Source organism: Bacteroides sp. 3_1_13 (assembly GCF_001185845.1).
GTDB lineage: Bacteria > Bacteroidota > Bacteroidia > Bacteroidales > Bacteroidaceae > Bacteroides > Bacteroides xylanisolvens.
In genome coordinates this window covers 1,487,567-1,508,280 of record NZ_KQ236956.1, presented here as the reverse complement: position 1 = coordinate 1,508,280, position 20,714 = coordinate 1,487,567, and the positions used below count along the sequence as shown (strand labels likewise).

Genomic DNA, 20,714 nt, shown 5'->3' with positions numbered 1-20,714 from the left:
CACCAGCCACAAGCCCTGAAAGGGCGGAACTGTATACAATTATGCCCTTTCAGGGCGCAAATTCAGATTATCGTTTTTACGTAGGGCGTTGCCCTACGCTATATAATTAAGCCCTTTCAGGGCACTCCGCAAAATTATCATTTACCATCTCAAAACAGAAATTAAAACAACTCTTGAAAAATGGATAAATTTGCAATGATAATTTTCGGTGCGTCGGGTGATCTGACCAAGCGTAAGCTGATGCCCGCCCTTTACTCCCTCTACCGTGAAAAGCGGTTGACCGGAGAGTATTCTATATTGGGTATCGGGCGTACGGTCTACTCTGACGATAACTACCGTTCCTATATCTTAGAAGAACTGCAACAGTTCGTAAAGTCCGAAGAACAGGACACAGCTCTGATGGCTTCGTTTGTCTCCCATCTCTACTATTTACCGATGGACCCGGCAAAAGAAGAAGGTTACCCGCAACTCCGCCAACGTCTGGTCGACTTAACTGGTGAGGTAGACCCGGACAACCTGCTGTTCTACCTAGCCACTCCGCCGTCACTGTACGGAGTAGTGCCCTTATACCTCAAAGCTGCCGGACTCAACACTCCCCATTCACGTATCATCGTCGAGAAACCTTTCGGTTATGATCTCGAATCGGCACGTGAACTGAATAAAACGTATGCTTCTGTTTTCAATGAGCATCAAATTTACCGTATCGACCATTTTCTCGGTAAGGAAACAGCCCAGAATGTACTGGCTTTCCGTTTTGCCAACGGTATCTTCGAACCTCTCTGGAACCGTAACTATATCGACTACGTAGAAATCACAGCCGTAGAAAATCTGGGTATCGAACAACGTGGCGGATTCTATGAGACGGCAGGTGCACTGCGGGATATGGTGCAAAATCACCTGATACAGCTCGTAGCCCTTACGGCTATGGAACCGCCCGCTGTTTTCAACGCGGACAATTTCCGCAACGAAGTGGTGAAGGTCTACGAATCTCTCACCCCGTTGAATGAAGTGGATTTGAACGAACATATCGTTCGTGGACAATATACAGCCTCCGGCAATAAAAAAGGCTATCGTGAAGAAAAAGGAGTGGCTCCCGATTCGCGTACGGATACTTATATTGCCATGAAACTGGGCATTAGCAACTGGCGCTGGAGTGGCGTTCCGTTCTACATTCGTACAGGTAAACAAATGCCGACGAAAGTAACGGAAATCGTCGTTCATTTCCGTGAGACACCTCATCAGATGTTTCATTGTGCCGGTGGCAACTGTCCGCGGGCTAATAAATTGATTCTTCGTTTGCAACCGAATGAAGGAATAGTGCTCAAAATCGGAATGAAAGTACCCGGCGCAGGTTTTGAAGTGCGCCAGGTGACGATGGATTTCAGTTACGCGCAGTTGGGCGGCGTACCCAGTGGCGACGCTTATGCCCGTCTGATAGACGACTGCATCCAGGGTGATCCGACTTTATTTACTCGAAGTGACGCAGTAGAAGCCTCATGGAAATTTTTCGATCCGGTACTCCGTTATTGGAAAGACAACCCCGACGCACCTCTTTACGGTTATCCCGCAGGTACGTGGGGACCTTTGGAAAGCGAAGCGATGATGCACGAACATGGGGCCGACTGGACGAATCCTTGTAAGAATTTGACGAATACAGATCAATATTGTGAATTATGAAACTATCAGTTTTTCCTTCATCTATTGAAACTTCACGAGCATTGATACTCCGCTTGGTGGAAATCATGAATGAAGAGCCGGACAGAGTGTTCAATATCGCAGTCAGCGGTGGCAACACACCTGCTCTGATGTTCGATTTGTGGGCGAATGAATACATGGAAATTACCCCGTGGGATCGTATGCGGATTTATTGGGTGGATGAACGTTGTGTGCCTCCCGATGATTCGGACAGTAATTACGGAATGATGCGCAACCTCCTTTTGGGTTTGACTCCTATTTTGTATGAAAATGTATTCCGTATTCGTGGAGAGGCGAAGCCTGCGAAAGAAGCGGTCCGTTATTCGGAGTTAGTCCGGCAGCAAGTGCCGCTGAAGCGTGGTTGGCCCGAATTTGATATTGTACTGTTGGGGGCCGGAGACGACGGACACACGTCTTCCATCTTTCCCGGACAAGAAGATTTGCTGACTTCAAACTCTATTTATGTAGTCAGCGCTCATCCCCGTAACGGGCAGAAGCGCATCGCAATGACGGGATACCCCATTCAGAATGCCCGCTATGTCATTTTCCTGATTACCGGAAAAAATAAAGTCGACGTAGTAGAAGAAATCTGTAATTCGGGAGACACTGGTCCCGCAGCCTATATAGCTCATCACGCGCAGAATGTAGAGCTATTTGTGGATAAAGCGGCTGCCGCATATATTGACGATAGTAATAAAAAATGAATTAGAACTGTTTCGTTGACGAAACTAACAGAAAAAAAGAAAAATATGAATCCTTATCAAAATTCATTTGGAGGTAATATCCCGCAGGACGTAGCCGGGAAACAAGGTGAAAATGTCATTTTTATTGTTTATACTCTAAAAGATACTCCCGAAACTCTTGATAAAGTAAAAGATGTATGCGCTAATTTCTCGGGCATGATTCGCAGCATGCGTAATCGTTTCCCCGAACTGATGTTCAGTTGTACGATGGGCTTTGGCGCCGATGCCTGGAGCCGTCTTTTCCCGGAAAAGGGAAAGCCGAAAGAACTGAACACTTTTGAAGAGATCAAAGGCGGAAAGCACACGGCAGTCTCTACTCCGGGCGACATCTTGTTTCATATCCGTGCAAAACAGATGGGGTTGTGTTTTGAGTTTGCTTCCATCATTGACGAGAAGCTCCAGGGCGTAGTTGAACCTGTCGATGAAACTCACGGTTTCAGATATATGGACGGCAAGGCTATTATCGGCTTTGTAGACGGAACAGAGAATCCGGCAGTTGATGAGAATCCTTATCATTTTGCGGTGGTAGGAGAGGAGGATGCTGATTTTGCAGGAGGAAGTTATGTTTTTGTACAGAAGTACATTCACGATATGGTTGCATGGAACGCTCTGCCTGTGGAAGAACAGGAGAAAGTGATCGGTCGTCGTAAGTTTAACGATGTCGAGCTGTCTGACGAGGAGAAACCTCAAAATGCGCATAATGCCGTCACTAATATTGGTGATGACCTGAAAATTGTACGTGCCAACATGCCGTTTGCCAATACGTCTAAGGGAGAATATGGCACATACTTCATCGGTTATGCAAGTACGTTCAGTACGACCCGGCAGATGTTGGAAAGTATGTTCATCGGCAATCCGGTAGGGAATACCGATCGTTTGCTTGACTTCAGCACAGCTGTAACAGGAACGCTTTTCTTTGCTCCTTCCTACGATTTGCTGGGAGAATTGGGCGAATAAAAAAAGAAAAATAAGAATAAAAGATTGGAGGAGGATTACACTTTGGTAATCTCCTCCACTATATATTGATCTTTCACTCTCCTGCAGGTACATACAAAGTATTCCGGATGTTTCAGGGCTCCTTCTAAAGTATCAGGAAGAATCATCTCTTTGGTACGTCTATCCATTGCCACCGTTGCATATAGAATACCCTCTTTTTCGCATCTCTCAATTAATGCATTTTTTAGTTCTTCTACGCTATATTCCATTTGTGTGAGACTTTATCGCTGCAAAGTTATGGAAAATATGTATATTTTGTGCAATAATATTCCTGTAATATATAAAAATAGCTCCCTAGTTCGTCCGCCGACGAGGGAGCTATCAACACAAAAACTAAACTAGACTTAACTAAACTATTCTATTCTTGGAATTTCACAATCCCTTTCTGTTCTTTGCAAAGGTAGATATAAAACGGATTTTGGCAAACTATAATCGACAAAAATCACTTTTTTACCGATAAAATAATGAATAATCAGCTCCTTTCGTCAAGAAAAGTCTGAAAAACTTGCTTGTAACTATCGCTGATAGGAATATATGTCTTGTCAAACACGATACGTCCGCGGTCAATCACACGTATTTTATCTTTCTGTACGATGAAGGAGCGGTGCACACGTATGAAACGACTGGATGGCAAGAGCTCTTCCATGGCTTTCATACTCATCAGTGACAGGATAGGTTTGGGAGCGTCTTCCGTATATATTTTAATGTAATCTTTCAGTCCTTCGATATACATGATTTTCTTCAAGTCCACTTGTACCAGTTTGTAGTCACTTTTCACAAAGATACTGTCTATCTCTTCCGGTTTCTGCACGAGTTCGAACCATTGGAGAGCTTTGTTGGCAGCTTGCAGGAAATCAACGTATGAGATTGGTTTCAGCAGGTAATCGAGTGCGTTGACACGATAACCGTCGATGGCATACTGTCCGAAAGCGGTGGTAAATACAATACGGGTATGCGGATCTACCATCTTCGAGAACTCCAGACCGTTAAGCTCCGGCATCTGAATGTCCAGAAACAGGAGGTCGACCTCTTCGCCCGGCAATTCTTTCATCGCCTGAACCGCACTGGAATACTTTCCTGCAAGTTGCAGGAACGGAGTCTTATTCACATAACTCTCTAACAGGCTAAGAGCTAAAGGCTCATCGTCAACGATTGCGCAACGTAACATCATACTATTTTATATCTAAAGTTTTATATCCAAAATCTTGTACTTGACGCTTTATACTAAACATTGGTACTTGACATTTTATACTGAACGTTTTTCTTTCTACTCTCTAATCTTGATACTCAATCTCGATTCGTATACCTTTTCGTCTTTTGAGACGCCTTTCAACCACGTATAAGCTCCGGGATAAAGTATCTCCAACCGGCGGCTGACTTGTTCCAATCCCACGCCCGAGCCACTCTTATCCTCCACTGTCTTAGGATGATTGCTATTGCGGATTTCACAAATCACTTCCTTATCATTCTCCAAAATATGAATACTGATGAAACTCGATTCAGTAGGAGAGATGCCATGTTTGAAAGCGTTCTCTATCAAAGAGATAAAGATAAGCGGGGCAATGAGCGTCTGACTGTCGGGCTGAATATCGAATTTAGTAATCATCTGCACGTTGGCGGACAGACGGATGCGCATCAGTTCGATGTAATTGCGGATAAAATCGACCTCCTTACAGAGAGGAACGTATGTCTGCTGGTTATCATATAACACATAACGAAGCAGTTTGCTCAACTCCTGAACTGCCTGTTGCGCCTTGTCCGAATCAAATGCAATCAATGCATAGATGTTATTCAGCGTATTCAGCAGAAAGTGAGGGTTCAGTTGGTTCCGCAGGTTCTTCAGTTCCGCTTCCGCACGGTTCCGTTCCGCCTCTTTTCGGGCAGCTTCATTCTGTGTCCATCGGGCACTCATGCGGATAGCGGCACTTAGTCCGATAGTGAATACGAGACTCAACATATCCCTAAGGAAAAACAACCATCCCGGAGGCATCCCCGGTCTTTTTGATTTGGGAGCGAATGACGGATCGAACGTCAGACTTTGCCAGAGATGAAGCAACACACCGATGGCGCATAAAAAGATAATATTGTAGACCACATATCTTTTGGCCTGACTCTGGAAAAGATAGCGCGGCACAAGAATGAAATAATTCACGTAGAACACAATCATGAAAGAGAGTGGTACGGCGAGATGGCGTGTATAAGCCATCCAGTTAATGTTCCCGTTCCCACGTTCGACGAAGAAGAACGGGAAACCGAACATAATCCCCCAGCTGATAATGTGTATCAGTACTTCCAGGGGACGACGTGCGGATGTAAAGGTTTGTTTCATAAAGACAAAGATAATTCTTTTATTGGTAATTATCCATTTTATTCGTATCTGATGGCTTCTATCGGATCTAAATCTGCTGCTTTCTTAGCCGGATACCATCCGAAGAAGACCCCTGTAACTGTACATACTGCGAAGGAGAGGAATACGCTCCACGGCTGGATATAGATAGGCCAATGCGCTACGCTCTTGACAATCCAACTGGCTCCGCAGCCGATAATCACTCCGATAATACCTCCCGTGATACTAATCATGATGGCTTCGATGAGGAATTGACTTAGAATGTCGACCCCGCGTGCGCCAACAGACATACGCAGACCGATTTCACGGGTACGCTCCGTAACGGATACATACATGATATTCATAATCCCGATACCACCCACTACCAGCGAAATACCTGCGATGCAAGCAAGCAGTGTGGTCATCAGATCGGTGGTTGAGTTGAGCATCGTGCTCAATTCCTGTTGGGTACGGATGGTGAAGTCATCATCATCCGAAGCCTTCAGTTTATGGTTGCGGCGGAGGATTGTACTGATTTCGTCAGTTGCATAGTCCGTCATATCCTCGGTGAGGGCAGAGGCAAATACTCCCTGCAAATACGTAACGGCAAGCAGACGTTTCATTACGGTGGTATATGGCGCAAGCACTACGGCATCCTGGTCTTGTCCCATAGAGTTGTACCCTTTTGCTTTGAGCACACCTACCACACGGAAAGGTATCTTGCTGAAACGGATAATCTTACCTACCGGATCACTTCCGTCCGGAAAAAGATTGTCTACTATGGTCTTTCCGATCACGCACACTTTGGCCGAACTCTGTATGTCGGCTTCTGTGAACATCTCTCCATTCTCAACAGTCAGTTGGCGAATATCGAGATATTCTGTTCCGACACCGTTCACCGAAGCCGGATAGTTGTTGTTACCGGCAATAAGCTGTCCCGATGACGAGACATTGGGACTGATGGCAGACAGGAAACTGGTCTCATCGCGCAAGGCCTCGTAATCGGCAAGCTTCAAAGTCTGCATCGCAGACGGGTCCTGCCGGACACCTCCACGCATATCGGCTCCCGGATGAATCATAATCATGTTCGATCCCATCTCGGAAATCTGCTGCTGGATGCTTTTCTTCGAACCTTGTCCGATAGCCAGCATCGTGATGACGGAAGCAACACCGATAATGATACCGAGCATGGTTAGAAAAGCACGCAGCTTATTGTTCGCCAATGCCCGGAGAGCTATCTTAAATAAATTAGTTCCATTCATGTTTATAAAGTTATGGAGTTATTAATGGGGTTCTGAAGGTATAAGGCTATTATAAGGTTATAAAGTTATGAGACTGTAAAATGTTGGCGTGATGCTCTAAGCATATCATCTTATAACTTCATTGTTCCTTATCACATGAATTGCTTCTTATAACTTCATTACTCCTTATCACATTGATTAATCCTCGTCATTCTTCGGCAATGCAGCCAGCGCTTCGGCGGCAGACAGAATTTTCGGATTGGCAGTATCCTCAATAACCTGCCCGTCACGCAGACGGATATTCCGGCTGCTATATTGCGAAAGTTCGGGATTATGTGTCACAAAGATAATCGTACGTCCCTCTGCATGAAGTTTCTGAAACAGTACAAGTATCTCGAAGGAAGTACGGCTATCGAGGTTTCCGGTCGCTTCGTCGGCAAGAATCACTGCCGGGTTGTTGACCAATGCACGTGCAATGGCCACCCGTTGCATCTGTCCGCCGGACATCTGGTTGGATTTGTGTTCCAAACGATCCCCCAATCCTACGGCCTGTAAAGACTCGATAGCGCGACGACGACGTTCGGAAGCACTGACGGCAGAGTTATACATCAGCGGTAGTTCCACATTTTCCACTGCCGTTGTTTTAGGCAACAGGTTGTAGCTTTGGAACACGAATCCAATCTTCCGGTTTCTTAGTACCGCACGTTGAGGCTTGCTCATCGTACGTACTGGAATATCGTCGAGCAGATACTCTCCGCTTGTCGGGGTGTCCAGGCAGCCTAATATATTAAGCAGCGTGGATTTTCCCGAACCGGAAGTACCCATGATGGTGACAAACTCCCCTTCATTGATATTGAACGAAACGCCCCGCAATGCGTGAACGGTCTCGTCGCCTACCTGAAAGTTACGTTTGATATTTTGTATTTCAATTACTTTTTTCATCGTAAATAATGTGCTAATGCGCCAATTCGTTATTGGCACATTGAATAATTATTTTTTCTTCTTACTTCCCGGAGGGCCTGGCATGAACGGACTTCTTTCTCCGCCATTTTCCATATTTCCTTCAGGTCCCATGTTTTCACCGGGCATTACACCTATAGTAGCTTCTGTTACCACCTTTGTCCCTTCAGGAATACCACTGATAATTTCGGTGGATATGCCGTTGCTGATTCCCACTTCTACCGGATGAGCGGTGAATGTAGTTCCTTCGCGAGTCCAAAGTTTGTGTTCGCCTTCGCAATCTTTCACGATATCATTATTGCCGATTAACGGTTTTTCCGGTGTGAATCGCAAGGCTTTGTTCGGAACAGACAGTACATCTTTTTTATCAAGAATATAGATCGTTACGTTAGCCGTCAAACGCGGTTTTAGTTTCAAGTCGGGGTTGGGGGCAGAGATGACTACCTCGTAGGTAACTACGGTGGTAGTGCTGCTCGTGCTACTCGTACTGCTTGCGTCGCCCAAACGAATCTGTGTAACCACACCTTCGAATACATCATTCGGATAAGCATCTACCGTGAAGCTGGCACGCTGACCTTCCACTACACCGCCTATATCCGCTTCATCCACATCAGCTACTACCTGCATCTGTGTCAGGTCGGCAGCAATGGTGAACAGGGTCGGAGTTTCGAATCCGGAAGCAACGGTTTGTCCTGCTTCTACATCACGGCTGATAACAACTCCGTCAATCGGTGAAGTAATGGTAGCGTAAGACAGGTTACGTTCCGCTTTCGCGAGCGATGCCTTGCTGCTGTCATAGCTGCTTTTCGCTTTCTGATAATTGTAGAGAGCCTGTTCGAAGTCAGTATCACTAATCAGTGACTTTTCGTGCAAGCCTTTGCTGCGTTCATAATTTTTCTTCTGATATTCATATTCGGCTTTCGCACCATCGTAAGTTGCCTGCTGTGAGGCCAGTTCACTTTGCAATGTGATGCGGTCCATTTCAGCTATCAGCTGTCCTTTGGTTACTTCCGAGTTGTAATCTACGTGAATCTTGTCGATGATACCGGACACCTGCGTACCGACTTCTACTTCCGTCACCGGTTCGATGGTCCCTGTAGCAGTCACCGAATTTGAAATATCGCCTTTACTGACAGTAGCGGTGGCGTACGTCACTTTGTGTTTGGCCGGTGAACCGGCAAAGAGCCATATTCCTGCTCCTACAACCACAACGACTACTACGGCGATTAGAATAATCTTTTTCGTTTTCATTCGTTTATTATGCTTTTACTTATTTATAATGCTGATTTTATACTCTTTATAAAGCTAATTGATCTCCCTGATAGAATTTCAGCAACTGTGTATTCAGTATAGCCATATATTTAGCCTGAAGCTGTTCCTGCTGTGCTTGCAGCAAATTATTCTTTTCAGTAAGGAGTTCTACGGTATTCTTCATTCCCAAATTAAACTGTTCGCTAATCAACTCATAGCTGATTTGTGTACTTTTCAGCTTTTCGTTTGCGGCAGCATAACGCTGTTGCGCGCTGTTGGCATCCAGCCAAAGGCTTTCAATGGTTTTGTACAGTGCCTTTTGTTCGTCAAGCAAGGATAACATGCTCGTTTCGTACTGCAATTTAGCTTTTTGTACGGCACTTTTCGTTTGACGGTTATTGAAGATAGGCACACTGACAGACAGTCCGATAGAGTTGTTCCATCCGTTCTTCACTTGTTCTCCGAAGGTGAAGTCGCTACCGCTGGTATGGTTGGTTCCGATTCCTGCGCTAAGGCTGATGGTAGGGAAATAGCTCGATTTAGCGATATTGATACCCAGTTCAGAAGCCTCTACATTCAGTTTGCTCGCTTCAATCTCCGGACGAAGGCTCAATGCGCTGATGTACACATCTCTTTTGGTAGGCAGCGGAGCCAGCACATTTTCGTCGGACAGGGCAGGGAGGTAGATGTTCATTTCATTCTCCCCATCCAGTTCGAGTAGTTGTTTCAGTTGCAATTTGTAATCTTCAAGAGTGGCTTGCGCTGTGACAAGTTGGTATCGGTCGGTGCTCACCTGTGCTTCCAGTTGCGCGAGGTCGCTTTTGGCAATACTTCCGGCATTCAGAAGTTCCTGTCCTCGGTCGCGCTGTGCAATGGAAACTTGCAGGGTGTTTTCGTTTACTTTCACAGATTCGGCTGCATAAAGAATCTGGATATATACTTGAGCGATGGACTCCTGAATATTATTTTCGGAAGTCGCCACATCCAGCTCGGCCATCTGATTATTCAACTTTTCCTGTTGGATCGTTTTTAGTCGTTTATTACCATTATATAGAGTCCACGAAGCATTCAGTCCATAATTACCGTTGTAGCTCGTTTTGCTGTTGCTACTGATAATCTCGCTACCGCTCACCCGGCTACTTGTCTCCTGGTACGGACGATTCACCACCTGATGGCCGGTAGAAAACGAAAGACTGGGGAACAAGGCAGCTTTAGCTGTCTTCACATCAATCTGCGTGCTGGCTGCAGTGATCCGGTTCTTACGAATTGTAATGTTCTGCTCCTTTGCATAGTCGATGCATGACTGCAAGTCCCATTGATCCGGGATTTTCGTTTCTTTCAGCGTATCGACTTGCAGCGGAGAAACCTGGGCAGATATGCTGGACAGCATACCTGCTCCAAGAAATGTCATCACTGTCAATCTTCTTACATTTATCATATTCATACTTCTATTGATTTACTGTTAGCGAAGGTACGTACATATTATATATGCCGCAAAAACGATAGACGGATGACGTTATTTCGCCGTTAAATGATTTTTTTCTGTCGATAGGTAGGTTTTTGAAGAAAAACACGACAAATCTTGCAACTTTTTTGACTACTTGTTTGTTTTAATTATAAAAAATGTATATTTGTACTCATTACAAATTATAACGTCAACATATGAAGAATACACTGCTTACGATCTGGAACTTCTATTTGGAGGGTTTCCGTAGTATGACCTTAGGACGTACTCTATGGGTTATTATTTTGCTGAAATTATTCGTCATGTTCTTCATCCTCAAAATGTTCTTTTTCCCTGATTTCCTCGGCGACCACCCAACGGATGCCGACAAAGGTACATACGTGGGAAATGAACTGATAGAACGTGCCATCCCCGATAAATCTACTGATTTTTAACTCTTAAACTACATAGGATTATGATTGAAAGTATTGACACCTCGCTGATCGATTGGTCGAGAGCCCAATTTGCGATGACAGCCATGTACCACTGGATTTTTGTTCCCCTCACACTCGGACTGGCAGTGGTGATGGGAATCATGGAGACGCTGTATTATAAAACAGGCAACGAATTTTGGAAAAAGACTGCCCAGTTTTGGATGAAACTTTTCGGTATTAACTTTGCCATCGGTGTGGCAACGGGGTTGATTCTGGAGTTTGAATTCGGTACGAACTGGAGCAATTATTCGTGGTTTGTAGGGGATATCTTCGGTGCTCCGTTGGCTATTGAAGGTATTTTGGCATTCTTTATGGAAGCTACGTTTATCGCGGTTATGTTTTTCGGATGGGGAAAAGTAAGTAAACGTTTCCACTTGGCTTCCACCTGGCTGACGGGATTGGGAGCTACGATTTCTGCCTGGTGGATTCTCGTTGCCAACGCATGGATGCAGCATCCGGTAGGCATGGAATTCAATCCTGACACTGTCCGTAATGAGATGGTTGATTTTTGGGCGGTGGCTACCTCGCCTGTAGCAGTCAATAAGTTCTTCCACACGGTATTGTCCGGCTGGGTGTTGGGTGCTATTTTTGTAGTCGGTATCAGTTGTTGGTACTTGTTGAAGAAACGTAATCGTGAGTTTGCACTGGCCAGCATCAAGATTGGTGCAATCTTCGGATTGGTAGCATCGTTGCTTTCTGTTTGGACGGGTGACGGTTCCGGTTATCAGATTGCCCAGACACAACCGATGAAACTGGCTGCTGTGGAAGGTCTGTATGAAGGCGGAACGAATGTCGGTCTGGTCGGAATAGGAGTATTGAACCCTGAAAAGAAGACTTACAACGATGGAAAAGATCCTTTCCTCTTCCGTTTTGAAATCCCAAGTATGCTTTCTTTCCTTGCCGAGCGTAATGTGGACGGTTACGTTCCGGGCATTACGAATATCATCGAAGGTGGGTATCAGTTGAAAGACGGATCGAAGGCTCTCTCTGCTGTCGAGAAGATAGAACGTGGTAAAACGGCTATCGGCGCATTAGCTGCCTATCGTGCTGCAAAGAGTGCCGGACACGAGGAGGATGCGAAGATTGCATATAATGTATTGCAGGAAAATATTCCCTATTTTGGCTACGGATATATCAAAGACGTGAACCAACTGGTTCCGAATGTTCCTCTTAACTTCTACGCATTCCGTATAATGGTAATCTTGGGCGGATATTTCATCTTGTTCTTTATAGTCGTTCTTTTCTTTATCTATAAAAAGGATTTGAGTAAGATGCGCTGGATGCACTGGATTGCTCTGCTGACAATTCCTTTGGGTTACATCGCCGGACAAGCCGGATGGGTGGTTGCCGAATGTGGTCGTCAGCCGTGGGCTATCCGCGATATGTTGCCTACGATGGCTGCTATCTCCAAACTGGATGTAAGCTCCGTGCAAACTACGTTCTTTATCTTCCTGCTCCTGTTTACAGTGATGCTGATTGCAGGTGTCGGAATTATGGTGAAAGCTATCAAGAAAGGACCGGACGCATAATACTTAATACTTATTACTTAATACTTGAAACTTATGTATATATTTTTGCAGCAATATTGGTGGCTTGTCGTTTCCTTGCTGGGAGCCATACTCGTGTTCTTATTGTTTGTGCAGGGAGGTAATTCATTATTGTTCTGTCTGGGTAAAACCGAAGAGCATCGTAAGATGATGGTGAATTCTACCGGGCGTAAGTGGGAGTTTACGTTTACTACGTTGGTGACGTTTGGAGGAGCTTTCTTTGCTTCTTTCCCGTTGTTCTACAGTACCAGTTTCGGTGGTGCTTATTGGCTTTGGATGATTATACTTTTCAGTTTTGTATTGCAGGCTGTCAGTTATGAGTTTCAGAGTAAGGCAGGAAATCTGTTAGGTAAAAAGACATATCAGACTTTCTTGGTGATTAATGGGGTAGTGGGTCCTGTGTTGCTTGGCGGGGCGGTGGCTACTTTCTTCACCGGTTCTGATTTCTATATTAATAAGGCCAATATGACAGACACTATTATGCCGGTAATCAGTCATTGGGGAAATGGCTGGCACGGATTGGATGCGTTGACGAATATCTGGAATGTAATTCTCGGATTGGCTGTCTTCTTCCTTGCCCGTGTATTGGGAGCACTCTATTTCATTAATAATATTGATGACAAAGAACTGACCGACAAATGTCGTCGTGCAGTACGCAATAACACAGTCTTGTTCCTTGTATTCTTTTTGTCGTTTGTCATTCGTACACTGGTGTCCGAAGGTTTTGCCGTTAACCCGGAAACACAGGAGATTTATATGCAGCCATACAAGTATCTCACAAACTTTATCGAAATGCCGATAGTGCTGGCTTTATTCCTGATTGGGGTGGTATTGGTTCTTTTCGGTATCGGAAAGACTTTGCTTAAAAAGACTTTTGACAAAGGTATCTGGTTTGCAGGAATCGGTACGGTGCTGACTGTTTTGTCTTTGCTACTGGTAGCAGGGTACAACAACACTGCCTATTATCCGTCATACACTGACCTGCAAAGCTCATTGACATTAGCCAATAGCTGCTCCAGTGAATTTACACTGAAAACAATGGCTTATGTTTCCATTCTTGTTCCGTTTGTGATTGCTTATATCTTCTACGCTTGGCGTAGTATCGACCGGCATAAGATTACCGAGAAAGAAATGGATGAAGGAGGACACTCATACTAATATATCATTTGTATATTAGTCTTTTGTCTGTGTACTAATAACTTTGTCCATACACTCATACTTTGTCCATATAGAATTTCGAAATAGAGATTCTAGTCGGAACAAATAAACTCCCCTTATTTAACATCACTCTAAGTCATGGTAGAGAGATAAAATAAGGGGAGCTTTTTATATATTATATTCAGCGGTGTGCCTAAACACTTTTCTTTAGAAAAATCCCCTTGCCACACATAACTTGAACTGCACACCTAAAGTTTTGTGACTAACTTTTGGGGTGCAGTTCAGTTTCAATGTGTAGCAGAGGTAAATCTTTCAATTCGGGCATTATGATATCCTCATTATGAATTACACTAATGTTAATTATTTATTGACTACATTCTCCGGTTTGCCGGAAATGTAAGCCTGAAGATTGCTGATTGCAATATTCATCAGACGTTCGCGAGCCTCTATGGTTGCCCAGGCAATGTGCGGAGTGATGTAGCAGTTCTTTGCTGTCAGCAATGGATTGTCGGCACAAGGCGGTTCGGTAGAAAGCACGTCTACGCCGGCTGCATAAATCTTACCGCTGTTCAAAGCATCTGCAAGATCTTGTTCGTTGATAAGCGGTCCGCGACCGGTATTGATTAAGATAGCTGTCGGCTTCATCATAGCAAGACGGCGTGCATTCACCATTTCGCGTGTATCCGGTGTAAGCGGGCAGTGCAAACTGATAATATCGCATTCGCTGAACAATTGATCCAAATCCATCTTTTTGATTTCCGGTGGCAACTGGAAGTGAGATTTAGAAGTCAATGCGTATACTTGCATACCGAAACCGATAGCAACACGCGCTGTGGTATATCCGGTGTTTCCCAGTCCTACCAGACCGATTTTCTTATCCCGAAGTTCCATCAACGGAGTGTCCCAAAAACAGAAATCCCTGTTGTTTGTCCAACGGCCTTTGTGCACTTCTTCGGAGTGGTGTTGCACTTGTTGAGTGATGTTCAGGATATGCGAAAATACCATTTGAGCAACGGAAGCGGTGCTGTATGAAGGAATATTAGTAACGACGATTCCCCGTTCTTTGGCAGCAGCTGTGTCTACCACGTTGTATCCGGTAGCCAATACACCGATATATTTCAGTTCGGGCAGTGCAGCCATGTGGTCTGCATTGATGATTACCTTGTTAGTCAGAATTGCTTCTGCACCGGCTGCACGTTCTAATACCTCTTCCGGAGCTGTACGATCATAAATTGTACATTCTCCAAGAACTTTCATACCTTCCCAGGATAAATCTCCGGGATTGGCGGCAAAGCCGTCTAAAACTACAATCTTCATTTCAATTTCAATATTAATAATAAGTTATACGTGTTTTCTTAACAATATATTGATATTATAGGCGCGAATTACACGGATTTCACGTTTTCTTAAAATATGCTTTGCATGAAGCATCTGCGTAATCCGTGTAATCTATGCCTGAAAATATCATTTCTTGAATTTGTCTCCCCACAACTGTATCATCCGTTCGGCATGTTTCTGCTCTGCCGGATTGTTTTGCGGTTGCCATATCCGTTTGTCTTTCAGTTCGTCCGGAAGGAATTGCTGTTTGACAAAGTTACCTTCATAGCTGTGTGCATATTTATATTCCTGTCCGTAGCCCAGTTGCTTCATCAGTTTGGTCGGAGCATTGCGCAGATGCAAGGGGACAGGCAGATTGCCGGTTGAACGGACTAACTCCAGTGCGTCATTGATCGCGCTGTATGCCGAATTACTCTTCGGACTGGTAGCCAGATAAATCGTTGTTTCAGCCAAAGGAATCCGTCCTTCGGGCCAGCCGATTTTCATCAATGTTTCAAAGCAGGCGTTAGCGAGAAGCAGTGCGTTCGGGTTTGCCAAACCAATGTCCTCGGCAGCCGAAATCACCAGTCGGCGGGCAATGAAAGCAGGATCTTCGCCTCCTTCCACCATACGGGCCAGCCAGTAGATCGCTCCATCGGGATCACTGCCACGAATAGACTTGATGAAAGCGGAGATAATGTCATAATGCATCTCTCCATCCTTGTCGTATGCCAGCGGATTTTGTTGCAACCGTTCGGTCACCATTTCATCGGTGATGACGACAGTCTCTTCCGTTTCCGATTGCACAACGAGTTCCAATATATTAAGCAGCTTGCGGGCGTCTCCACCGGAGAAGCGCAACATGGCTGTTGTTTCTTTCAATTCAATTTTGCGCTCTTTCAATACGGCATCCGTGGTGATGGCACGTTGCAGAAGTTCCAATAAATCTTCTTTCTCCAAAGATTTGAGCACATAAAGCTGGCAGCGGGACAGGAGAGGGCGGATGACCTCAAACGACGGATTCTCCGTTGTTGCGCCAATCAGCGTGACTGTTCCGTTCTCTACCGCTCCCAACAGAGAATCCTGCTGCGACTTGCTGAACCGATGGATTTCATCAATAAACAGAATCGGGCTGGACTGTGAAAAGAAGCGGTTGCTCTTGGCACGTTCTATCACTTCGCGCACATCCTTCACACCGGAAGTCACGGCACTTAACGTATAGAAAGGTGTTTCCAGTTTGTTGGCAATGATTTGCGCAAGGGTTGTTTTACCCACTCCGGGAGGTCCCCAGAGAATAAACGAAGAGATGCGTCCTGCGTCAATCATTTTCCGCAAGATAGCCCCCGGTCCAACTAAATGTTTCTGACCGATATAATCATCCAAAGTCTTTGGCCGTAACCGTTCTGCTAGTGGTTGCATAATTTTTTAGAATACCATTAATACCATGAAGCGGATACCGTTTTTGTTGATACCCGGATTATCACGATAAGTGAAACGATGTACATACTCAACGTGCAGCAACTTGAAAATGTTGTAGATACCTACACTTGCTTCGACATACGGCACTTTCGGGTCCATCACGAAACTGGTGAACTTACCGTCGCGTGTCGGGAAACGGAACAAATCGGGATTGTTGCTCTTGAACGGATTATTCTTGTCCGTCAATGTTCCCCACAAAGCACGTACACGGAACATTTCCCTCCATTTCAGGTTCTTGATAAGAGGAATACGGTTGAAGAGTTTTCCATTCATGTCGTAGGATAATGACATGGAAGCGTAACGGTCGTTCAGGAATTCCATGTTATTAATCAAGTTGAACGTTTCGCGCTGGGTGATGTAGGACAAGTTGGCTTCCGGCAGGATTAACAACGGGAAAGGAACTGTGTTCCATTCTGCACCTGCTTTCACGCTGCAATCAATCTTTCCCCAGGAAGCCGGGAGCCAGAAACGTTTCCACACACTTGCTTCCGTGCGGTTAAAGTTATAATCCCCGCCCAATACTCCTTTGAAACCCATAGCATGAGTGAGCGTAAAGATAGGAGCGTCCAGCGACACGGGCACGCGGCGTTGCTTGGAGTTGACAAATGATTCGCCCGGCGCATAGCGCAGCGTCAGACTTGCTTCGGAAGTTGTGACATCGTGCACACGGGTTTGTGCGGCATCATTGCGCAGGTATTCCAGTTTGCCGGTAGGCTCGTCGTTACGGTGGCGCAACATGGCTTTCACTCCGAATCCGGTCAGCGTTTCGAGTTCATAATTAATGGTGGCGTCGCGCATATACGACATTTGGTCTACTGTCGTTGTCTTGACTGACAAGAAGATATTATCTTTATCCGTAAACAGGAATTTGTCCATCGGAGACATTACGTCATAACTGTACGTTGCCGAAAGATAATGTTTCGGGAATTCCCAAACCACATAATCGCGTTTGTTGAACGAATAAGTCACCGTTCCGCTATATTTCCAGCGTTCGTCTTTCAGACCGTACGCTCCGTATCCGCTCAAGAACCAGTGCTTGTCGAAATGAGCCGTAGTCATACCGCTCAACCGGAAACGGGTACCGTCAATGTAATTGCTCGAAATCATGGTGTTGATAGGGCCGATGTCCACTTTGCTCGGATGCTCTTTGCTTCCTGTCTCTACAAAGTTCTCAATCAGTGCTTTCGCTCCGAAGATGATGTATTTGAATCCCGGAATCTGTTCGAGACGGTTGACGAATACGTCCATCGAACTTTCTTTCTTTGTCAATGGTACTTGACGGACACTCGCCCAGTACTCATCGCTTTTCGAGAGCATATCCGCTTCTTTTATTACGCTGCCTTTCAACCGGAACAGTCGTTGTTCAATAGGATCGAATTTATAATTACTATATTTCGTGGTTCGTTCCACCTGCAATCCACCTGCTGTTTTGTTGGAATTCCAGGAAAGGTCTACGGTCATGTCATCATCCGCCAACACCCAGTTGCCGTTGGGCAGTTGCTCATACTGTTGCGTGATGTCCATGCGGTTGACAAAGTTGACTCCGGTCTTTTTAGGCAGGTTCATTGTACATTTCTGAACGGCGTATGTAGAATCATTCAATACATACAGATGTCCGGTGAATCCGAAGTCTTGCGAGTTTTGCGGAACAAAAGTGAGGTGGACACATTCGCGTTTGTTTACCATCAATGTGTCCATCAGATAATATTTATAAAATGAGATGGCATTGTTACCGATCGGACTGACGAAACGCTGCTGAAGCAACCGGATATCATCATCGTAGATATTGATGTCGGCAAATACGTCTTTCAGTACGGTGCCAAGCATATCTCCCGTAGAGAAAAATTCTTCTATACCATTGGAGTTCTTTCCTTTGATAATCGTTTTCTTGTTTTCGGGATTTTTGCGGTAGATGGTTTGCGAGGACGTTTCTTGTACGGAAATAGGGAGAATCAACTTATTGGTTGTTTCCGACACTTCCACTTGGTCTCTTAAGAATGAATATTTTTTGTAGATACCTTTTTCGAGCTTTTCCGGTGTGAGGTCGTTGATAGACATTTTCATCTTCTCGTACTTGTCGTACTGATAGTACTCGTTCACTTCGAGGACTTGTGCCTTTTTGTGTTCGATTACCTTCTTCATGAATTCCACTGCCGGATTGTTTTTGCGGGAATATTTCTCCTTTTGAGGTTTCACGACAACCTCGTTCAGGAGCACATTATCCGGAGCTAACTTAACGTTCACTGTCTGATTGTTGGAACCAACCCGAACCGTTTTACTGATATAACCTACAGCGGAGAATACCAGTGTTCCTCCGTTTCTGCGGGCTTCAAGACTGTATTCTCCGTTAATATTGGTGATGGTACCCATATCTCTCTTTTCCTGGTAGTAAACAGAGATATACATCAATGGCTCGTGGGTAACCGAATCAGTGACTACCCCTTTAATTTGCTGCGCAAAAGCATTGGAAGCTACCAATACGAGTAAGAACAGTATAAGTATTTTGTTATATCGTTGTATCATAACGTTTGTAGTAGGGCTGCAAAGTTAACAAATAACTCTAAGGATAACAGAATATATAACTTTTTTTACCCATCGTTTTTTGTTGTTTACAAGCATATATCGTACGATAATTCAAAGAACATCCCGCTGTTAATCCTTTTGATAAGACCGTTTCCGCATTTCGTTCTCCCGGTTTCGGTATTTGAAACCTTTGCTCCCGTTGTAGGACACTTTTTGTTTCGACCCTTGAAACTTTTTGTTTCCCGGCATGAAACTGTTGGTTTCTCGGTGTGAAACACTTTGTTTCCCGGTGTGAAACTATTAGTTTCAAGGCGTGAAACTAACAGTCCCATGCCGGGAAACGGAATGGAACATGCCGGGTAAATGTTATTTGCTCGTAAGTATCTGTACAATACGCTCTGCGGTACGTCCGTCCCAACGTTCGGGAAGTTCGCCACGTTTCCATTCACCGTGCATCAGTGTATCCATGGTTTTGGCAAGCAGGGCAGGATCTTCTCCGACAAGTTCGTTGGTTCCCATGCGCCACGTTTCCGGATGTTCGGCATACGTGTTGAGCGTGATACAAGGAATACCCAGGAAGGTCGCTTCTTCGGCTACGTTTCCTGAATCTGTTATGATTCCTTTCGCCTTGTTTATCAGATAACCGAAGAACAGGTAGTTTTGCGGCGGCATGATATGGAGATTCGGAGCTTCGATGTCCAACTCTTTAATGGCATTACGTACGTAGGTATGTAGCGGTGCAACGATAGGCATACCGGCGGACTTGTCGATGATTGTTTTCATCAACTGACGCAGATTCTCCTTATTGCCGAGTAATACACGACGGTTGAGAGTAAATAGGAGATAATTTCCTTCTTGCAGTCCCAGGACGGAGAACCATATCGGTTTGAGCAAGCGGTTCCGGTTATAGCGGATGGCATCAATCAGAATGTTGCCTACATAATATACGTTTTCGCTTTCCGTTCCCGTCTGGTTCAGGTTGCGGTTGGCAACCATGCCGGCTGTGAACAGATAGTCGGATAGTCCGTCTGTAATCATACGGTTGACTTCTTTCGGCATTTTCATATCGAAAGAACGGGTTCCGGCTACGAGATGTGCTACCTTGATACCTTGTTTCTTGGCAACGATGGCACAACTCATGGTTGCGGTCAAGTCGTCTACCACAAGGACTACGTGTGCCGGATTCTCCGTCAGTTCTTGTTCAAAGGCTACCATGATTCCGGCTGTCAAACTCGTTGGATTACTGCTTTCCACTCCCAGATATACATCAGGAGCTTTCATGTCGAGATCCGAAAAGAGAGAAGCATCCAGACTCGTATCGTCTTTCCTTCCTGTATAAACCAGTCGGTAAGAGATACTTTTACCCAGCGCCCGTGCGGCTTCAATAGCGCGTGTAATGGGAGCTATCTTCATAAAATTGGGGCGTGCCCCCGCAACAATTGTTATTTTCATATTGTTTCTACCTAATTCGGTTTAATTCGTGAAGCAAAAGTACATTTTCTTACGGAATTTATTCGTTACTTTGCATACAAAATAACAA

Annotated in this window: 17 protein-coding genes; 6 read left to right on the top strand and 11 right to left on the bottom strand. The window is 45.0% G+C overall.

The genetic code is table 11. From position 1 onward, the window contains the following. The first annotated feature begins 180 nt into the window (after positions 1-180). Genes zwf through HMPREF9009_RS18640 form a run of 3 tightly spaced genes read left to right on the top strand, consistent with a single transcriptional unit; the run spans position 181 to position 3,395 of the window. Positions 181-1,677, top strand: coding sequence for a glucose-6-phosphate dehydrogenase (gene zwf / locus HMPREF9009_RS18650; RefSeq protein ID WP_004314090.1), 1,497 nt, complete (start codon positions 181-183; stop codon positions 1,675-1,677). Beyond that, on the top strand, positions 1,674-2,399 hold the full coding sequence (gene pgl / locus HMPREF9009_RS18645) for a 6-phosphogluconolactonase (RefSeq protein WP_049702960.1): 726 nt from the start codon (positions 1,674-1,676) through the stop codon (positions 2,397-2,399). The genes zwf and pgl overlap by 4 nt, the downstream gene beginning before the upstream one ends. 45 nt (positions 2,400-2,444) lie before the next feature. Continuing rightward, positions 2,445-3,395, top strand: a complete 951-nt coding sequence (locus HMPREF9009_RS18640; RefSeq protein WP_008022078.1) for a Dyp-type peroxidase — start codon at positions 2,445-2,447, stop codon at positions 3,393-3,395. Between the two features lie 35 nt (positions 3,396-3,430). Here the strand turns inward: HMPREF9009_RS18640 and HMPREF9009_RS18635 are convergent, their stop codons facing one another. From HMPREF9009_RS18635 to HMPREF9009_RS18605, 7 genes are all read right to left on the bottom strand, one after another. Continuing rightward, complete coding sequence (locus HMPREF9009_RS18635; protein ID WP_004314093.1) at positions 3,431-3,643, bottom strand: hypothetical protein; 213 nt, start codon at positions 3,641-3,643, stop codon at positions 3,431-3,433. A 263-nt stretch (positions 3,644-3,906) separates the two neighbouring features. Then, positions 3,907-4,605 carry a LytR/AlgR family response regulator transcription factor gene (locus HMPREF9009_RS18630; protein WP_004313366.1) on the bottom strand — a complete coding sequence of 233 codons (699 nt, stop codon included), beginning with the start codon at positions 4,603-4,605 and terminating at the stop codon, positions 3,907-3,909. Between the two features lie 96 nt (positions 4,606-4,701). Then, the gene (locus HMPREF9009_RS18625) at positions 4,702-5,763 is read right to left on the bottom strand and encodes a sensor histidine kinase (RefSeq protein WP_008643898.1); all 1,062 of its coding nucleotides are present in this window, start codon (positions 5,761-5,763) and stop codon (positions 4,702-4,704) included. A 38-nt stretch (positions 5,764-5,801) separates the two neighbouring features. Continuing rightward, entirely contained in the window at positions 5,802-7,022 is a 1,221-nt protein-coding gene (locus HMPREF9009_RS18620) for an ABC transporter permease (RefSeq protein WP_015531250.1), read from the bottom strand. Positions 7,023-7,199: 177 nt separating this feature from the next. Then, positions 7,200-7,943: an ABC transporter ATP-binding protein gene (locus HMPREF9009_RS18615; RefSeq protein ID WP_004313363.1), complete on the bottom strand. Its 744-nt coding sequence runs from the start codon at positions 7,941-7,943 to the stop codon at positions 7,200-7,202. A gap of 48 nt (positions 7,944-7,991) precedes the next feature. Beyond that, entirely contained in the window at positions 7,992-9,212 is a 1,221-nt protein-coding gene (locus tag HMPREF9009_RS18610) for an efflux RND transporter periplasmic adaptor subunit (RefSeq protein ID WP_049702959.1), read from the bottom strand. Between the two features lie 46 nt (positions 9,213-9,258). After that, positions 9,259-10,656: a TolC family protein gene (locus HMPREF9009_RS18605; protein WP_049702958.1), complete on the bottom strand. Its 1,398-nt coding sequence runs from the start codon at positions 10,654-10,656 to the stop codon at positions 9,259-9,261. A 218-nt stretch (positions 10,657-10,874) separates the two neighbouring features. On the opposite strand from HMPREF9009_RS18605, the gene HMPREF9009_RS18600 reads away from it, so the two are divergent. From HMPREF9009_RS18600 to cydB, 3 genes are read left to right on the top strand one after another with little or no spacing between them, the layout of a single operon-like run. Then, positions 10,875-11,111, top strand: coding sequence for a DUF4492 domain-containing protein (locus tag HMPREF9009_RS18600; protein WP_004313359.1), 237 nt, complete (start codon positions 10,875-10,877; stop codon positions 11,109-11,111). A 20-nt stretch (positions 11,112-11,131) separates the two neighbouring features. Continuing rightward, a complete protein-coding gene (locus tag HMPREF9009_RS18595) occupies positions 11,132-12,679 on the top strand; it encodes a cytochrome ubiquinol oxidase subunit I (protein ID WP_049702957.1) in 1,548 nt (515 codons plus the stop codon). A gap of 33 nt (positions 12,680-12,712) precedes the next feature. Then, positions 12,713-13,855, top strand: coding sequence for a cytochrome d ubiquinol oxidase subunit II (gene cydB / locus HMPREF9009_RS18590; protein ID WP_049702956.1), 1,143 nt, complete (start codon positions 12,713-12,715; stop codon positions 13,853-13,855). A gap of 360 nt (positions 13,856-14,215) precedes the next feature. On the opposite strand, the gene HMPREF9009_RS18585 is transcribed toward cydB, so the two are convergent. The 4 genes from HMPREF9009_RS18585 to wecB all read right to left on the bottom strand — a co-directional run bounded on the left by HMPREF9009_RS18585 (position 14,216) and on the right by wecB (position 20,626). Beyond that, positions 14,216-15,172, bottom strand: a complete 957-nt coding sequence (locus HMPREF9009_RS18585) for a D-2-hydroxyacid dehydrogenase (RefSeq protein ID WP_049702955.1) — start codon at positions 15,170-15,172, stop codon at positions 14,216-14,218. 147 nt (positions 15,173-15,319) lie between these two features. After that, a complete protein-coding gene (locus HMPREF9009_RS18580) occupies positions 15,320-16,591 on the bottom strand; it encodes a replication-associated recombination protein A (RefSeq protein WP_004316871.1) in 1,272 nt (423 codons plus the stop codon). A 6-nt stretch (positions 16,592-16,597) separates the two neighbouring features. Beyond that, positions 16,598-19,174, bottom strand: coding sequence for a DUF5686 and carboxypeptidase-like regulatory domain-containing protein (locus tag HMPREF9009_RS18575; RefSeq protein WP_049702954.1), 2,577 nt, complete (start codon positions 19,172-19,174; stop codon positions 16,598-16,600). Between the two features lie 366 nt (positions 19,175-19,540). Then, on the bottom strand, positions 19,541-20,626 hold the full coding sequence (gene wecB, locus HMPREF9009_RS18570; RefSeq protein ID WP_004311581.1) for a non-hydrolyzing UDP-N-acetylglucosamine 2-epimerase: 1,086 nt from the start codon (positions 20,624-20,626) through the stop codon (positions 19,541-19,543). Between the last annotated feature and the right edge of the window lie 88 nt (positions 20,627-20,714).

Bases quoted from the DNA above. Each gene is read 5' to 3' on its own strand.
- HMPREF9009_RS18625 (WP_008643898.1), bottom strand. From the start codon at position 5,763: ATGAAACAAACCTTTACATCCGCACGTCGTCCCCTGGAAGTACTGATA.
- HMPREF9009_RS18605 (WP_049702958.1), bottom strand. From the start codon at position 10,656: ATGAATATGATAAATGTAAGAAGATTGACAGTGATGACATTTCTTGGA.
- pgl (WP_049702960.1), top strand. From the start codon at position 1,674: ATGAAACTATCAGTTTTTCCTTCATCTATTGAAACTTCACGAGCATTG.
- HMPREF9009_RS18610 (WP_049702959.1), bottom strand. From the start codon at position 9,212: ATGAAAACGAAAAAGATTATTCTAATCGCCGTAGTAGTCGTTGTGGTT.
- HMPREF9009_RS18575 (WP_049702954.1), bottom strand. From the start codon at position 19,174: ATGATACAACGATATAACAAAATACTTATACTGTTCTTACTCGTATTG.
- HMPREF9009_RS18585 (WP_049702955.1), bottom strand. From the start codon at position 15,172: ATGAAGATTGTAGTTTTAGACGGCTTTGCCGCCAATCCCGGAGATTTA.
- wecB (WP_004311581.1), bottom strand. From the start codon at position 20,626: ATGAAAATAACAATTGTTGCGGGGGCACGCCCCAATTTTATGAAGATA.
- HMPREF9009_RS18630 (WP_004313366.1), bottom strand. From the start codon at position 4,605: ATGATGTTACGTTGCGCAATCGTTGACGATGAGCCTTTAGCTCTTAGC.
- zwf (WP_004314090.1), top strand. From the start codon at position 181: ATGGATAAATTTGCAATGATAATTTTCGGTGCGTCGGGTGATCTGACC.
- HMPREF9009_RS18595 (WP_049702957.1), top strand. From the start codon at position 11,132: ATGATTGAAAGTATTGACACCTCGCTGATCGATTGGTCGAGAGCCCAA.
- HMPREF9009_RS18615 (WP_004313363.1), bottom strand. From the start codon at position 7,943: ATGAAAAAAGTAATTGAAATACAAAATATCAAACGTAACTTTCAGGTA.
- cydB (WP_049702956.1), top strand. From the start codon at position 12,713: ATGTATATATTTTTGCAGCAATATTGGTGGCTTGTCGTTTCCTTGCTG.
- HMPREF9009_RS18580 (WP_004316871.1), bottom strand. From the start codon at position 16,591: ATGCAACCACTAGCAGAACGGTTACGGCCAAAGACTTTGGATGATTAT.
- HMPREF9009_RS18635 (WP_004314093.1), bottom strand. From the start codon at position 3,643: ATGGAATATAGCGTAGAAGAACTAAAAAATGCATTAATTGAGAGATGC.
- HMPREF9009_RS18600 (WP_004313359.1), top strand. From the start codon at position 10,875: ATGAAGAATACACTGCTTACGATCTGGAACTTCTATTTGGAGGGTTTC.
- HMPREF9009_RS18640 (WP_008022078.1), top strand. From the start codon at position 2,445: ATGAATCCTTATCAAAATTCATTTGGAGGTAATATCCCGCAGGACGTA.
- HMPREF9009_RS18620 (WP_015531250.1), bottom strand. From the start codon at position 7,022: ATGAATGGAACTAATTTATTTAAGATAGCTCTCCGGGCATTGGCGAAC.